This is a genomic window from Nocardiopsis prasina DSM 43845, assembly GCF_000341265.1.
Classification (GTDB): domain Bacteria; phylum Actinomycetota; class Actinomycetes; order Streptosporangiales; family Streptosporangiaceae; genus Nocardiopsis; species Nocardiopsis prasina.
Map to the genome: position 1 here is coordinate 6,003 of NZ_ANAE01000182.1, position 14,579 is coordinate 20,581.

The 14,579-nt window shown below is 71.7% G+C and carries 13 protein-coding genes and 1 pseudogene; 8 read left to right on the forward strand and 6 right to left on the reverse strand.

The window, feature by feature from the left end; genetic code table 11:
- Positions 1-81: 81 nt before the first annotated feature.
- Positions 82-1,440 carry a glycosyltransferase family 4 protein gene (locus D452_RS0122470; protein WP_017546394.1) on the reverse strand — a complete coding sequence of 453 codons (1,359 nt, stop codon included), beginning with the start codon at positions 1,438-1,440 and terminating at the stop codon, positions 82-84.
- A gap of 156 nt (positions 1,441-1,596) precedes the next feature.
- On the reverse strand, positions 1,597-2,628 hold the full coding sequence (locus tag D452_RS0122475; RefSeq protein WP_040694621.1) for an MBL fold metallo-hydrolase: 1,032 nt from the start codon (positions 2,626-2,628) through the stop codon (positions 1,597-1,599).
- 367 nt (positions 2,629-2,995) lie between these two features.
- Here D452_RS0122475 and D452_RS0122480 point away from each other — a divergent pair, with 367 nt between their 5' ends.
- Positions 2,996-3,628 carry a TetR family transcriptional regulator gene (locus tag D452_RS0122480; RefSeq protein ID WP_017546396.1) on the forward strand — a complete coding sequence of 211 codons (633 nt, stop codon included), beginning with the start codon at positions 2,996-2,998 and terminating at the stop codon, positions 3,626-3,628.
- A 60-nt stretch (positions 3,629-3,688) separates the two neighbouring features.
- On the opposite strand, the gene D452_RS0122485 is transcribed toward D452_RS0122480, so the two are convergent.
- Entirely contained in the window at positions 3,689-5,137 is a 1,449-nt protein-coding gene (locus tag D452_RS0122485; protein WP_026129583.1) for a sigma-70 family RNA polymerase sigma factor, read from the reverse strand.
- Positions 5,138-5,289: 152 nt separating this feature from the next.
- Positions 5,290-6,288, reverse strand: coding sequence for a quinolinate synthase NadA (nadA, locus tag D452_RS0122490; protein WP_017546397.1), 999 nt, complete (start codon positions 6,286-6,288; stop codon positions 5,290-5,292).
- A gap of 165 nt (positions 6,289-6,453) precedes the next feature.
- Between nadA and D452_RS0122495 the strand changes: the two genes are divergently transcribed.
- From D452_RS0122495 to D452_RS0122520, 6 genes are all read left to right on the forward strand, one after another.
- Positions 6,454-7,185, forward strand: a complete 732-nt coding sequence (locus D452_RS0122495) for an NUDIX hydrolase (protein WP_017546398.1) — start codon at positions 6,454-6,456, stop codon at positions 7,183-7,185.
- 73 nt (positions 7,186-7,258) lie between these two features.
- Positions 7,259-7,930 carry an HAD family hydrolase gene (locus tag D452_RS0122500; protein WP_026129585.1) on the forward strand — a complete coding sequence of 224 codons (672 nt, stop codon included), beginning with the start codon at positions 7,259-7,261 and terminating at the stop codon, positions 7,928-7,930.
- A 242-nt stretch (positions 7,931-8,172) separates the two neighbouring features.
- A complete protein-coding gene (locus D452_RS0122505) occupies positions 8,173-9,288 on the forward strand; it encodes an ATP-binding cassette domain-containing protein (protein ID WP_017546400.1) in 1,116 nt (371 codons plus the stop codon).
- Positions 9,285-10,115 (forward strand): ABC transporter permease, encoded by an 831-nt coding sequence (locus D452_RS0122510; protein ID WP_017546401.1) that lies wholly within the window; start codon positions 9,285-9,287, stop codon positions 10,113-10,115. Before D452_RS0122505 ends, D452_RS0122510 begins: the two co-directional genes overlap by 4 nt.
- A gap of 2 nt (positions 10,116-10,117) precedes the next feature.
- A complete protein-coding gene (locus D452_RS0122515; RefSeq protein WP_017546402.1) occupies positions 10,118-10,798 on the forward strand; it encodes an ABC transporter permease in 681 nt (226 codons plus the stop codon).
- A 58-nt stretch (positions 10,799-10,856) separates the two neighbouring features.
- Entirely contained in the window at positions 10,857-11,756 is a 900-nt protein-coding gene (locus tag D452_RS0122520) for an ABC transporter substrate-binding protein (protein WP_017546403.1), read from the forward strand.
- Positions 11,757-11,846: 90 nt separating this feature from the next.
- Here D452_RS0122520 and D452_RS0122525 read toward each other — a convergent pair whose 3' ends face one another.
- Positions 11,847-12,344 carry a flavin reductase family protein gene (locus tag D452_RS0122525; protein ID WP_017546404.1) on the reverse strand — a complete coding sequence of 166 codons (498 nt, stop codon included), beginning with the start codon at positions 12,342-12,344 and terminating at the stop codon, positions 11,847-11,849.
- On the reverse strand, positions 12,341-14,065 hold the full coding sequence (locus tag D452_RS0122530; protein WP_017546405.1) for a S49 family peptidase: 1,725 nt from the start codon (positions 14,063-14,065) through the stop codon (positions 12,341-12,343). Before D452_RS0122530 ends, D452_RS0122525 begins: the two co-directional genes overlap by 4 nt.
- A 121-nt stretch (positions 14,066-14,186) precedes the next feature.
- Between D452_RS0122530 and D452_RS0122535 the strand changes: the two are divergent.
- Positions 14,187-14,579, forward strand: a pseudogene (locus D452_RS0122535) (hypothetical protein); the annotation flags it as partial.

Genomic DNA, 14,579 nt, shown 5'->3' on the forward strand with positions numbered 1-14,579 from the left:
TGGCCGGGGCCGACGGGGAACAGGTTGAAGTCGACGGTGATCAGTGGAGGCTCCCTAGGGACGGTGCTGCGGGTCGTGGGGTCAGGCGCCGTTCGCGCGGGCCCGCACGGGTGCGGGCCGGGTGTCGTCGTCTCCGGTACCGGCGCTGGTCCCCTTGACGGCGTCGATGGTGGTGGCGTAGCGCTGGGCGGTGAGTTCGGCCACGGCCTTCCAGGTGAAGCGCTCCTGGACCCGGCGCCAGGCGGCGGCGCCCATGCGCTCGCGTTCCGCGTCGTCGTCGAACAGGGAGGCGAGTTCGGCGGCCAGTAGTTCGGGGTCGCCCGGGGGGATGAGGCGACCGGCGTCACCGTCGGTGCCGACCACCTCGGGCAGGGCGCCCGCGTGGCTGGCGACGAGGGGTGTGCCGCAGGCCATGGCCTCCACGGCGGGCAGGGAGAAGCCCTCGTAGAAGGAGGGGACGACCGCGATCTGGGCGCTGGAGACGAGTTCGCCCAGCTGCTCGTCGTCGATGCCGCTGACGAACTCCACGCGGTCGCGCAGTCCGAGTTCGTCGACGAGCTGGTCGGTGGGGCCGCCGGGTTTGGGCTTGCTGACGATCCTCAGGGTGACGTCGCGTTCGGTGGCGAGCTTGGCTGCGGCGCGCAGCAGCACGCTGACCCCCTTGAGCGGGCTGTCGGCGCTGGCGGTGCACACGATCCGGCCGGGGACGCGGTGCACCTCGGGGCGGGGGTGGAAGTAGCGGGTGTCCACGCCGAGCGGGGTGACCTCCATGGTGGCGGGGTCGACGCCGAACTCGCGGGCGATGTCGTCGGCGGAGGACCGGGAGGGGACCAGGATCGGGTCGAGGCGTCGGGCCACCCGCGCCTGCATCCTGACGAACCCGTACCAGCGGCGCTTGGAGAGCTTCTGGAGGCCGCGGGCCTCCTCGATCTCGATCCGGCGGTCCACGCTGATGGGGTGGTGGATGGTGGTGACCAGGGGGAGCCCCGCGGACCTGATGCCGAGCAGGCCCCATCCGAGGGTCTGGTTGTCGTGCACGACGTCGAACTCGTCGAGGCGGCGGCGGAGTTCGCGGTTGGCGCGCAGCGAGTAGGTGAGTGGCTCCGGGAACCCGGCGGTCCACATGGTGGCGACCTCCAGGACGTCGATCCAGTCGCGCCACTCGCGCACGGGCGGTGCGACGAAGGGGTTGACGTCGTTGTAGAGGTCGAGGGAGGGGATCTTCTCCAGGGTGACGCCCTCGTCGAGGACGGGGTAGGGCTGCCCGGAGAAGACGGTGACCTCGTGACCGAGCGCGGCCAGTTCGCGTGACAGGTGGCGGACGTAGACTCCCTGCCCGCCCACGTGCTGTTTGCTGCGGTACGACAGGAGGGCGACGCGCAGGGGGCGGTCGCCGGAGGGCCGTGGGGTCGGTCCCGTGCTGGTGCCCGACTGGGTCAAGAGTCCACCTCTTCGTTGGATCGCGTGCCCGGTCGCCGCCGTCGGTGTCCCGGTTCTGGCCGGAGCTGCTGGTGGGCGGCTGCCGGGATGCTGCGCGCCCCCATATGTTACTCGCGAGTTCACTCGGGGTCGGCGCCGGGCATCAGGTACAGGGGATCATATTCGGGGCGTCGTCCCCGGGGTGACGTTGGCCCAGCGGGGCCGGTGTGGCGTGCCCTCGCGGACGACGCGGCCGCGCTCCTCCAGCAGCCGAAGGTGCGCCGCGGTCTCGGAGGCGGCCATGTGCCGGGCCAGTGGTCGCATGTCCGCCCAGGGGCGCCGCCACCCCAGACGTGACGTGAGTTCCCAGAGGGTGGTGGGGCCCTGCTCCACCAGACGGACCATGAGGTCCAGGCGCTCCTCGTGGTGGTCGACGATCTCCCGCGCGCGCTCGCTCACACCGGAGAAGCGCGTCTCGTGTGAGGGAAGACACAGGAGTCGATCGGCCCCGGGCAGGCCGCCGATCCTCGCCTGGGAGGCGAGGAAGTCGCCGAGCGGGTCGCCCTCGGCGGAGTCCAGGGGGAACTGGCCCACGTGCGGGGTGATGCGCGGCAGGACGTGGTCGCCGGTGAAGAGGAGTTCGCGTCCGGCCAGGTGGAGGCACAGGTGGCCGGGCGTGTGGCCGGGGGTCCACACGGCGCGCAGGTCCAGGCCGGGGACGTCGACGCGCTGGCCGTCGTCGAGGGCGGTGTCGGGTGGGGCGGGCGGCCGGAAGACCGTGGGCGAGGCGCGGAACGCCTCGACGTCCTGGTCGGGGAAGCCCGCTCGGACCATCTGTTCGATGACGGAGGCGGCACGCTGGTCGTCGGTGAGCTCCTCCTGGCGGCGCAGGATCCCGGCGTCGGCGGGGTGCATGGCGATCCAGGCGTCGGAGGCCTCGCGCAGGCGGCCGATGAGTCCGGAGTGGTCGGCGTGGAAGTGGGTGACGACGGCGCCCCGGACCTCGTCCACCCGGTGTCCTGCCTGGTGGAGGCCGCTGACCAGGGCGTCCCAGGAGTCGTCGTGGTCCCAGCCGGTGTCGACGAGGACGGGGCCGACCGGAGTGTCGAGGGCGTAGACGTAGGTGAACCCGATGGGGTTGTGGGGGACCGGCACGGGGATGCTCCACAACCCCTCGCCCAGGTCCTCCACTGGGGGAACCACGCGCATCCCTGGCCGACCTCTCCACTGGAAACCGAATCTGGTTCGATTCTAGGGAAGGGTCGTTCGGGTCGTGCGGGCGGTGGGTGCCTCCGGGGTCCGGGTGCGGGCCGCCGCGTTTTGGGCCGACAAAATAGAACATATTCTACAAAGGTCGGGGTGTCGTCCTGAAAGTTCCGGCCAAGCTCTCGTATTACCTCTGTCACGTCGGGCTATGAGGCGAGGATCATGGGTTCCAGGCGCTGTGATCAAGGGAATTCGTTGGATAACGTGTTCTCGTGAGCCGGTGTCGCCGGGCGCGGGTCCACCGTGCTCGGCTGACCCTCGGGCCGTCGCACCTCGGCGACGCGGACCGATGACGAATGGGAGAGACCCTGTGGCGGTGCAGGCACCGATCGGAACGATGACACGGAGTCAGACCCAGCGTCGTCGGCGCATCGTCCAGACCGCGGCCGCCCTGGCGGTGCGCGGCGGCGTGGAGGCCATGCAGATGCGTTCGGTCGCCGAACGCGCGGGCGTCGCCCTGGGCACGCTCTACCGTTACTTCCCCTCCAAGATGGACCTGGTCGTGGCCGTGGTCACCGAGGAGCTCGACCTCCTGGAGGGCGGTATCGTCCGCCGCCCGCCCATCGCGGACAGCCCCTCTGGCCGGGCGGTCGACGTCCTGCTCCGCGCCACGCGCGGCCTCATGCGCGAGCCGGAGCTGGCCGACGCCCTGGTGCGGTCCCTGATCATGGCCGAGGTCAAGATCGAGCTGGACGTACGCATCAGCGACCTCGTGTGGAGGGTGGCCACCGGCAACCTGGAGGGCGCGGACACCACCGACGGGGCCGGGGAGGACGAGGCCGGCGGTGACGTGGACCGCGACAGCACCGGGTACGTCCTGGTCGGCGCGCTCACCAGCGTGTGGATCTTCGAGCTGGTGGAGATCCTCAAGGGACGCCGTGACGTCGACGAGGTCGAGAGGCGTCTCCAGGTCGCCGCCGACCGCCTGCTCTCCTCCTTCTGACGCCTCCGCCTCCCCGCGGCCCCGCGACGTGACGCCGGTGCGGACCGCGGTTCCGGGCGGTTACTCGGCCGGTTCGCCCGCCTCGCTCTGTCCGTTCCCGAACAGCAGCCCCAGCAGGTCTCCGAGCAGGCCGGGGGAGCTGTTCCCCGGGGCCCCGCCGCCGTTTCCGGGCGGCTCCTCGTCGTCCTCGCCCTGACCGGGGTCGGGCTGCTCCTCCGGGGGCTCGGGTGCGCCCGGAGCCTCCCCGGGGGATTCCGGGCCCTCGCCGCCGTGTCCCTCCCGGGGCTGTCCCTCGCCGTCGCCCTCGTCCTGCGGACCGTCCGGGCTGCCGCTGGGGCCGTCGCTCTTCGGCGTGTCCGTCCCGGGGGCCTCGGTGCTCGCGTCCCCGGCCGCGGTGGCCGAGGTCGGCTCGGTCCCCGGCTTGCCGTCGGAGGCGGTGGAGACCGCCTCCACCTCGGACAGGCCCGGACGCTGCCCCGGTAGCGCCGGGCCCGAGTCGATCATGGTGGTGGGGCCGCCCACCGAACTGGCCCACCACCACAGCCCCAACGCCACCACGACCGTGGCCAGCCCGGAGATCGCGGGCAGCGGCCAGCGTCTGCGTCCTGCCTCGGTGATCTCGCCGTGCGGGTCGTGGTCGGGGGAGGGCAGCGGTGAGCGCGCGTCGTCGCGCACGGGGTGGTCGGCGGTCATCACGAGGTCGCGGGGCAGAGCCCGGGGGAGCGGGACCTCGACGGGACCGCCGTCCTCCGTGGCCTCGACCACCGGGTCGCCGGGCGGCCGCGAGCGGTGGACCGGGTAGCCGTCCGCTGTGAGCGGTTGCATGGCGGCGGTGATCCGGGCGCGTTCCTCGGCCGCGTCGGGTGAGGTGCAGGTGTGCACGACCCGGTCGCGCAGACCGGGCGGCGCCCCGGGCGGGCGCAGCAGGGCCAGCGCGGAGGAGACCTGGTGCACCTGGGTGCGCCAGTTGCCGCTCGGGGTGTCCTCGTCGGGTTCCGGTGCGGGAAGGTCCTCCAGACCCTCCGCTGCCCGGCGGATCGCGGAGCGGGACAGCTCTCCGCAGATCCTCGGCTCCAGTCCCAGCACCCGGGAGACGGCCGAGGTGGACAGCGCGTGGCGCAGGTTCAGCTCGACGAGTTCCCGGTGGCTGGCGGGCAGGCGGGAGAACATCCGCGCGACCGGTGCCTCGGCGGGCACAGTGGCCAGACGGGTGTAGGGGCAGGTGTGCGCGAATCCGCGCCGCTGGCAGGCGGCGCGGACGAGCGCGAAGAGCCAGGGGCCCCGGTCGGCGGGGTCGGCGAGTCTGGTCCCCAGCTCGACCCCGGCGACGAGGGCCTCGTGTACGGCGTCGGTGACGGGGTCCTCGTCGGGCCGGTCGGCGCCCTCGCTGTACTGGTCGGGGTCGCCCAGCAGAGACCACGCGTACCGGAAGAGCGGCTGCGCGAACGCGTCGTGCAGCCCCTCGACGGCGTCGGTCGTCGGTACGCCTGTTTCGTTACCTCTGGTCACGATTCTCCCCCCGCTCCTGAGGTGACGCTAGCGAGGGGAGGCGTCTGGTGTGGGCAAATAGATCAGCTGTGGCTGGAAGGTGAGACTTCTGTTACCGTCCACGCGCCCACGGCGTCACTCGCCGGGCGCCGCCGACCGCACCCACGTGCCCCTTACTCGCCGCCCCGGGAGGGCTGGCCGATGGCGACCATGCGCTCCACCGAACGACGTGCCCGCTCGGCGGTCCCGGGGTCCACGTGGATCTCGGTGGTGCCGTGGCGGAGTGAGTTCAGCAGCTTGTCCGCGTCGATCATCTTCATGTAGTGGCACTCGGCGCGGGAGTTGACCGCCTCGAACTCCGTGGTGGAGTTGGCGTTGCGCAGCTGGTGCAGCATGCCGGTCTCGGTGGCGATGAGCACCTTCTTGGCGGTGGTGTTCTCGGCGGCGCTCAGCATCCCGCCGGTGGAGAGGACCTTGACGCGCTCCTCCGGCACCGCGCCGCTGCCCACGAGGTAGAGCGCGGAGGTCGCGCAGCCGCACTCGGGGTGGACGTACACCTCGGCGTCGGGTTCGGACGCGACCCGTTCGCGCAGCGTGTGGCCGTCGATCCCGGCGTGCACGTGGCACTCGCCCATCCAGATGTGGATGTTCTCGCGGCCGGTGACCCGCTTGACGTGGGCACCCAGGAACTGGTCCGGGAGGAAGAGGATCTCCTTGTCCTCCGGGATGGACCGGATGACGTCGGCGGCGTTGGAGGAGGTGCAGCAGATGTCGGTCTCGGCCTTGACCGCCGCCGTGGTGTTGACGTAGGCGACCACGACCGCACCGGGGTGCTCGGCCTTCCAGGCGCGCACGTCCTCGGCGGTGATGGTGTCGGCGAGCGAGCACCCCGCGTTGGGATCGGGCAGCAGGATGGTCTTCTCCGGTGCGAGGATCTTGGCCGTCTCGGCCATGAAGTGCACGCCGCAGAAGACGATGGTGCTGGCGTCCACGCTCGCGGCCAGCCGGGAGAGCGCCAGGGAGTCGCCGGTGTGGTGGGCGACGTCCTGGATTTCCGGGCGCTGGTAGTTGTGCGCGAGGATGACAGCGTCGCGCTCCTCTGCCAGGCGGCGGACCTCGGTGGCCCACTCCTGCCTGGTCATGGTGTCCGCCGTCGCGGTGACCGATGCCATGTCCTACTACTTCCTTGAGGCTGTGGGCACGCCGTGCGGGCGCCGTGCCAGGGGAGATGAGTGCGCCGACCAAGTTTTTGTCTGCCAGGCACAAACCTGGTGAAGCTTAACATGGCGTGGAACGGAAGGGACAGGGTGGATATCCCGGAAGCAAACGGACAAGCCATGGTGGCCGCGGCGGGCCCGACCGCGACGGCCGACCCCGAGCGGGGGGGAGGGGCCGCGGTGCTCTCGGCGCACGAGGCGATCGCGGTCGTCCTCCAGATCCGCTCGGGCGAACTGTGCGTCCTGCTGTGGCGGCGGGCCCTCCCGCCCTGTGAGGGCGAGTGGGCGCTGCCCGGCGGCCGGCTCGGCGCCGACGAGAGCCTGGGCGCCTCGATCCGCCGACAGCTCGCGCAGAAGGTCGACGTCCGGGACCTGAGCCACATGGAACAGCTGGAGACCCGCAGCGATCCCGACCGCGACCCCCAGCGTCGCACCCTGGCCACCGCCTACCTGGGGCTGGTCCCGGCGCACATCGACCCGGTGGTTCCGGCCGACACCGACTGGCACCCCGCCGCCGACCTGCCCCCGATGGCCTTCGACCACGCCTCCATCGTCCTCTCGGGTCGCCGACGACTGCGCTCCAAGCTCAGTTACACCAACCTGGGGTTCGCCCTGGCTCCGCCGGAGTTCACGATGTCGGAGCTGTCGGCCCACTACCGGGCCGCCCTCGGGCACGACGTGGCCGCCACCAACCTGCGCCGGGTCCTGCTCCGGCGCGGCCAGATCGAGGAGACCGGTCGCTCGGTGCCCTCCGGCCGCTCGGGCGGTCGGCCCGCGGCGCTCTTCCGCTTCCGGGCGCGCGAACTGGAGGTCACCGACGCCTTCGCCGTGCTGCGCCCGCCCGGCACCTGAGCCCCGTGCGTCGCGGGCCCGGGCCGCTCCGGCCCGGGCCCGTGCCGGAGAACGCCTTGTACACTCCCTAACCGTGGCAATTCGTACTGTGGTGTTCGACGTCGGCGAGACGCTCATCGACGAGACGCGGATCTTCGCGCGCTGGGCGGACCGGTTCGCGATCCCGCACATGGCGTTCTTCGGCACCATCGGTGCGGTGATCGCCTCCGGCGGCACGCTCACCGACGGCTTTCGGCTGCTCGTGCCCGGATTCGACCTGGAGGCCGAGAGCGCCCGCTGGCGGGCCGAGGACCCCGAGGGCGCCCGCGAGCACTTCGACGAGCGCGACCTCTACTCCGACGTCCGCCCCGCCTTCAAGACCATGAACGAGGCCGGGCTGTCCCTGGTGATCGCGGGCAACCAGCCGCCCGAGGCCGGTCCGACCCTGGACGCCATGGGTCTGGGTGTCGACGGCATCGGCATCTCCGATGTGTGGGGCACGCAGAAACCCGAGCCCGAGTTCTTCGACCGCGTCCTGGAACTGGCCGACCGCGTGCGCCCGGGTGTGACCGCGGGGGAGATCCTCTATGTCGGCGACCGCGTCGACAACGACGTCCTCCCCGCCCGCCGCGCCGGAATGCGCACCGCCCTGCTGCGCCGGGGCATCTACGGGTACCGCCACGCGGCCACCCCCGACGCCGAACGGGCCGACGTGGTCGTGGACGACCTCCACCAGCTCTCCGACTGGATCTCCGACCAGGGCTGAGCCCGACCGGCGCGTGAGGTGTGCCGGGCCATACTCATGTTCGAAACCGGGCGGCGTGTCGTCTGTTCAACCACCTCCTGGCCTCGGGTACCCTTCCCGGCACGCCCAGGGACCGACCGGGGTCGCGGTCCGGTCACGGTGCCCGATTCAACCCGTTTGGTCCCCAAGCTCAGGGGAAGGCCGCGTACCTGCGCGGCTCCCCGCGGTAACCCAACCGGCCCCCGAACGGAGACGACCCCGCGATGATCACATTCGAGGGCGCCGCCAAGACCTATCCAGACGGCACGGTCGCCGTCGCCAGTCTGGACCTGACCGTGGAGTCCGGCGGGACCACGGTCTTCGTCGGACCCTCCGGCAGCGGCAAGACGACCTCCCTGCGGATGATCAACCGCATGGTCGAGCCCACCGCCGGAACCATCCGTGTCGACGGCGCGGACATCCGTGAACAGGACCCGGCCCAGCTGCGCCGCTCCATCGGCTACGTCATCCAGCAGGCGGGGCTCTTCCCGCACCGCACCGTCCTGGACAACATCGCCACGGTGCCACTGCTCCTGGGATGGCGGCGCACCAAGGCTCGCGCACGAGCGGCCGAGCTCATGGAACTGGTCGGCCTCGAACCCGCCCAGGCCAAGCGCTACCCGCACCAGCTCTCCGGCGGCCAGCAGCAGAGGGTGGGCGTCGCCCGCGCCCTCGCCGCCGACCCGCCGATCCTGCTCATGGACGAGCCGTTCAGCGCCGTCGACCCGGTCGTGCGCACCAGCCTCCAGGACGAGCTGATCCGACTCCAGCAGGAACTGAACAAGACGATCGTGTTCGTCACCCACGACATCGACGAGGCCGTGCGCCTCGGGGACCGGATCGCGGTCTTCCGCCCCGGCGGCGAACTCGCCCAGTACGACTCCCCGAAACGCCTGCTGGCCGAGCCCGTGGACGCGTTCGTGGAGTCGTTCATCGGCTACGACCGGGGCGTGCGGCGCCTCTCGTTCTTCCCCGCCAGCGGACTCTCCTTGCGTGAGGACGTCGTGTTCGACGACGAGGACCGCGTCGAGCGCGCCAAGGACGTCGTCGCAGGGGACGCCGAACCCTGGGCCCTCGTGGTGGACGCCGACCGGATGCCCCGAGGGTGGGTCAGCGCGGCGCAGCTCGACCGGGCACCCACCGGGGTGCCGCTCGGCTCGCTGGACCTGGCGCCCTACGGCCACACCTTCGACGTGGCGGTCGACTCCCTGCGCGCCGCCCTGGACGCCGCCGTGCTCTCGCCCGCCGGCCGCGCCGTCGGCGTGGACGACGAGGGCCGGGTCGTCGGCGTGGTCTCCCAGGACGACCTCGGCTCCGCGATCTGGTCGGTGTCCGAGTGATCGCCGCCGACGGCGGGAACTGGGCCGTCGGGGCCTGGGAGTGGGCCGTCCGGGTCACCGACTGGGGCGTGGCCAACTGGAGCTACCCGGGCGAGCCCAACCGTGGGATCTGGCCCCGGCTCTTGGAGCACATGCGCCTGGCCTACCTGTCCATCCTCATCGGGCTGGCCGTCGCCGTGCCGCTGGGGCTGGCGTGCGCGCGCTGGCGCGGTGTCTACCCGCCCGTGCTCACCGGCGTGAACGTGCTCTACGCGGTGCCGTCCATCGCCCTGTTCTTCCTCATGCTTCCCTACACCGGGTTCAGTGACTGGACCGCGATCATCCCGCTGTCCCTGTACACCCTGGTGATCCTGCTGCCCAACGTGGTGGACGGGCTGCGCCAGGTCCCCGACCACGTACGCCAGGCGGCCGTGGCGATCGGCTACAGCCCGCTCCGACGCCTGGTGACCGTGGAGATGCCGGTGGCGGTGCCGGTGATCATCGCCGGGCTGCGCGTGGCCTCAGTGGCCACCATCAGCATGGTCAGCGTCGCCTCCCTGGTGGGCCTGGGCGGATTGGGCCAGCTCATCCTCAGCGACGGGTTCCGCCGCCAGTTCGACGCGCCCATCGTGGTCGGCATCGTGCTGGTGGTCCTGCTGGCCTTCGTCACCGACGCCCTGCTGGTGATCGCTCAGTACCTGCTCACCCCCTGGACGCGCGGCAACGGACGGCCGGGCGGCGGACGGCGCGCACGAGCGCGCCGCGGGGCCACCGCGCCCACCGGCGCACCCGCCGGCGCCCCGGGCGCCGCGCCCGCGAACCCGAGCCCAGCCACGGCGGGGGAGTAACCATGGACATCCTGAACGAACTCGTGGCGTGGTTCAGCGACCCCGCGCAGTGGAGCGGCTCGGCGGGTATCCCCGCCCGGCTGGGCGAACACGTCTACTACTCGCTGCTGGGCCTGCTGATCTCCGCCGTCATCGCGGTGCCGATCGGCCTGTTCACCGGACACACCGGAGTGGGCGGCTTCCTCACCGCGAGTCTGGCCAACTTCGCCCGCGCCCTGCCCACCATCGGCGTGCTCTTCCTGATCGTGCTGGCCGCCGGGATCGGCCTGGTGCCCGTCGTCGCCGCACTGGTGGCGCTGGCCGTCCCGCCCATCCTCGTCAACACCCACGAGGGGGTCCGGGCCGTCGAACCCCGGCTCAGGGACGCCGCCCTGGGCATGGGCATGCGCGGTCGCGAGGTCCTGTTCAAACTCGAACTCCCGGTGGCCACGCCGCTCATCCTCATCGGGATGCGCACCGCCGCCGTCCAGGTGGTGGCCACCGCCACCATCGCAGCCTACGTGGGAGTGGGCGGCCTGGGACGTTACATCGTCGACGGCCAGGCCCGCCAGGACCTGACGATGATGCTGGGCGGCTCCCTGCTCGTGGTGGCGCTGGCCGTGGCCACCACGCTCCTGTTCGCCGGGCTGCGACGGGTCCTCGTCGCTCCCGGACTGCGTGCCGAATCCGCGGTGGCGCGCTGACCGGGCGGTCTTCGGGCACCGCCTGTCAAGTAGGACTCCCCAGAGAGAAGGTTCGGACATGCACAAGAAGCTCGCCCTCATCGGGCTACCCCTGGTGTTGCTCCTCAGCGCGTGCGGTGGCAGCGACCCCTACGAGGAGGACGGCGGCGGAGGCGCCGAGTCGGGCACGGTCGTCATCGGCTCAGCCGACTTCCCCGAGAGCACCCTGCTCGCCGAGCTGTACGGCCGGGCCATGGCGGCCGAGGGCGTCGACGTCGAGTACCAGCTCAACATCGGCAGCCGCGAGGTGTACTACTCGCAGATCGAGTCGGGCAACCTCTCGGTCTTCCCCGAGTACAACGGGGCGACCCTGGCCTACCTCGACGACGACGCGCCCAGCGCCGACGCCGAGGAGACCAACGCCCTGGTCGAGGAGGCCCTGCCGGAGGGGCTGGAGATCCTGGACTCCTCCAGCGCCGAGAACAAGGACTCGGTCACCGTCACCAGAGAGGTGGCCGAGGAGCACGACCTGACCAGCCTCACCGACCTGGCCGACGTGGCCGACGAGCTGGTGCTGGGCGGGCCGCCCGAGTTCGAGACCCGCCACCAGGGCGTGGTGGGCCTGGAGTCGGTCTACGGGATCGAGTTCGCCGAGTTCCGCTCGCTGGAGGTCGCGCTGTTGACCAAGGCGCTTCAGGACGGTGACATCCAGGCGGCCAACCTCTTCACGACCGATCCGCAGATCGAGGTGGAGGACCTGGTGGTCCTGGAGGACCCGGAGAACCTCTTCGGTTCGCAGAACATCACCCCGCTCATCAACGCCGAGCAGGTCGACGACACCGCGAGGGGCGCCCTCAACGCCGTCTCCGAGGCGCTGACGACGGAGGAGCTCACCCGGCTCAACGAGCGCGTCGTGGTCGGTAACGAGAACGCCGCCGACGTCGCCCAGGAGTGGCTGGAGGAGCAGGGCCTGGTCTGACCCGCCCGCTGACACAACGGGGCCCCGGAACCGGGCGACGGTTCCGGGGCCCTCATGTGTCCGCGGGGCCCTCATGTGCCTGCGGGGGCCTCAGCCCAGGGCGTGGTACCGACCGTCCCAGCGGACCATCGCCGGACCACGCCGCCGCGCGCCCACCTCGGGCAGGCCCACCACGTCGGCGAAGAACACCACGTGGTCGCCGACCTCCACGCGCTGGCGCACCGAACACTCCAGCGCGGCCAGCGCGTCGTCCAACACGATCGCGCCGGTGTGCCCGCCCCGGTGGTGGGACAGCCCCGACACCAGGTGTCGGGCGCTCGGGCGGCCCTCGGCGGCGAACCGTCCCGCCACCGCGCGCTGGTCGGCGGCGAGCACGCTCACCGCGAACGCGCCCACCTCCTCCACCACCTCGGCCACGTAGCCCTCCCCGGCCACGCTCAACATCACCACCGGCGGGTCCGTGGAGATCGACACCAGGGCGCTCACCGTCGCCCCGATGTCGTCGCGGCCGTCCGCGACGGTCACCACGGTCACGCCGGTCGGCAGCAGCGCCATCGCCTCCAGGTAGGCGCCGCTCGGAACGCTCAACGGATCTCCCACGAGCCGGGCATGCTCAGCGGACCGGAGGCGGGCAGCCCCAGCCGGGCCGCCAGGTGCTCCAGCGGGCCCCAGGCGCTCAACACCGTCTGCGGTTCGGCGGAGGCCACGTCGTCGCTGGACTCGTGCTGGCGGAGCCGGTCCAGCGGGTGCGCACGGGGGAACACACGCACCGGGAGCGCCCCGGCCCCCACCTTGGCGCGGGCCAGCCGGACCGCCGTCTCCACCCCGCCCAACTCGTCCACCAGGCCGTTCTCCAGGGCGTCCGCCCCGGTCCAGATCCGGCCCTTGGCGACCGCGTGGATCTCGTCCCAGGTACGTCCCCGCGCGGCGGCGGCCTTGGCCACGAAGTCCTCGTAGATGGTGTCCAGGAGCGTGTTGATCCGCTCCCACTCGGAGTCGCTGAACCCCGTCAGGGTGTCGAACATGCCCGCGTGCGGGCCCTCGCTCACGGAGTCGGAGGTGATCCCGAACCGCTCCCGGAGCGCGCCCATGACCGGCTTGCCGATCAGCACGCCGATGGACCCGGTGATGGTGGCGGGCTGGGCCACGATCGCGTCCGACCCCATGGCGACGTAGTAGCCGCCCGACCCGGCGACGTCGCCCATGGTCGTGACGACCGGCTTGCCCGCTTCGCGGGTCAGCTGGCTCTCCCGGCGGATCAGGTCCGAGGCGATGGCGGAACCGCCGGGGCTGTCCACCCGGAACACCACGGCCCGGACCCGGGGGTCCTGGCGGGCGGCGCGGAAGGCGGCGCAGACGGTGTCCGAACCCATCACGGTGCCGCCCAGCGGTGAACGGCGGCTCTTCCCCAGGTTGATGCCGCCGTTGGCGGAGATCAGGGCGATGTGGTCGCCGTTGTCGGCGAACCGCGGCCGGGGCGGCGGGACGTGCCTGCGGTGGTACCGGGTGACGAACTGGAGGGCGGGTTCGGGGGAGCCCTCGGCCTTGGCCCGCACCTCGGCGTTGAGTTCGGCGTACACCTCGTCGCGGTAGGCGAGCTGGTCGACGAGCCCGGCGTCCAGCGCCTCCTGGCCCAGGATCGGCGCGGTGGCCACGAGCTCCCGGACACGCTCCTCGGAGAGCCCGCGGCTCTCGGCGACCGCCGCGACGATCTGGTCGTTCATCGACGCCACGAGCCGTCCCGCCGCCTCACGGTGGGCGTCGGTGTACCCCGTCTGCGTGTACGGGTTGATCGCGTTCTTGTACTCGTGGCGCGCCCCGGCCTCGAACGTGACGTCGAGCTTGTCCAGGGCGCCCTTGAGGAACGTGGTGCGCGACATCAGGCCGCTCAGCCCCACCAGGCCGGTGGGGGAGAGAACCACCCGGGAGAAGGCGGTGGCCAGGTAGTAGGGCAGGTTGCCGTCCCCGGCCTCCCCGAAGGTGTCAGCCCAGGCCACGGCGGGCTTGCCTGTGGCGCGGAAGTCGGCCACGGTGTCGCGCAGCTCCTGGATCTTCGCGATCCCCAGCGAGCGGGCGTCCACGCGCACGACCAGCCCGCCCACCTCCGGGTCCCGGGCACCTCTGCGGATGCCCTCCAGCACCTCCAGGTAGTGCTGCTTGCGCCTGTTCATGATCTGGCTGAGAGGGTCGCCCGGCGCCTCGTCGGCGACACCCTCCGTGAGGTCCAGCTCCAGGACCAACGGTCCCCGGGGTCGGGCCCCGAACCGGTTGAGGGACAAGGGCTCAGTGATCTTCGCGAGGTCCACCATGGACCCAGAGTAGTAGGGGAGGTGGTCCGGCGCGGAGGGTGTGTCGGGGGCGCTATGGTCGACTGTGCTCCGATCTGTCGGACGCGAGTTCGGGGACCGTATGAGAAGGGCGGAACGCACAATGGCGGGCACGACGGACCTGGTTCGGGACCGGTTGAGGGGCGGTCGTGTCGCCGCGGTCGCGGCGACGGCCCTGCTGGCGCTCACCGCCTGCGGTTCCGAGGACGCCCCCGGAGAGCTCGAACTACAGCGCGGCGAGAGCGGCATGATGCCCGCGATCGAGCCGCCCGGCCCGGAGGGGTTCGAGAACGCCGACGTGATGGGCGTGCGGATCGACACCCCCGAGGACTGGGACGTCCAGAACGACGGCTCCGAGCTGTGCATGACCCCGCCCGGGCAGAGCTCCTGCGCCTACGGTTCCATCCAGCTCGTCCCCAAGCAGGCCGACAATCACCCGCAGAGCTGGCCGAAGAAGGACGAGTCCTTCAACGACGACGACGGCTGGGCGGACGAC

Excerpts from the sequence above, each read along its gene's own strand:
- D452_RS0122475 (WP_040694621.1), bottom strand. The coding sequence starts at position 2,628 with ATGCGCGTGGTTCCCCCAGTGGAGGACCTGGGCGAGGGGTTGTGGAGC.
- nadA (WP_017546397.1), bottom strand. The coding sequence starts at position 6,288 with ATGGCATCGGTCACCGCGACGGCGGACACCATGACCAGGCAGGAGTGG.
- D452_RS0122495 (WP_017546398.1), top strand. The coding sequence starts at position 6,454 with ATGGTGGCCGCGGCGGGCCCGACCGCGACGGCCGACCCCGAGCGGGGG.
- D452_RS0122505 (WP_017546400.1), top strand. The coding sequence starts at position 8,173 with ATGATCACATTCGAGGGCGCCGCCAAGACCTATCCAGACGGCACGGTC.
- D452_RS0122515 (WP_017546402.1), top strand. The coding sequence starts at position 10,118 with ATGGACATCCTGAACGAACTCGTGGCGTGGTTCAGCGACCCCGCGCAG.
- D452_RS0122520 (WP_017546403.1), top strand. The coding sequence starts at position 10,857 with ATGCACAAGAAGCTCGCCCTCATCGGGCTACCCCTGGTGTTGCTCCTC.
- D452_RS0122530 (WP_017546405.1), bottom strand. The coding sequence starts at position 14,065 with ATGGTGGACCTCGCGAAGATCACTGAGCCCTTGTCCCTCAACCGGTTC.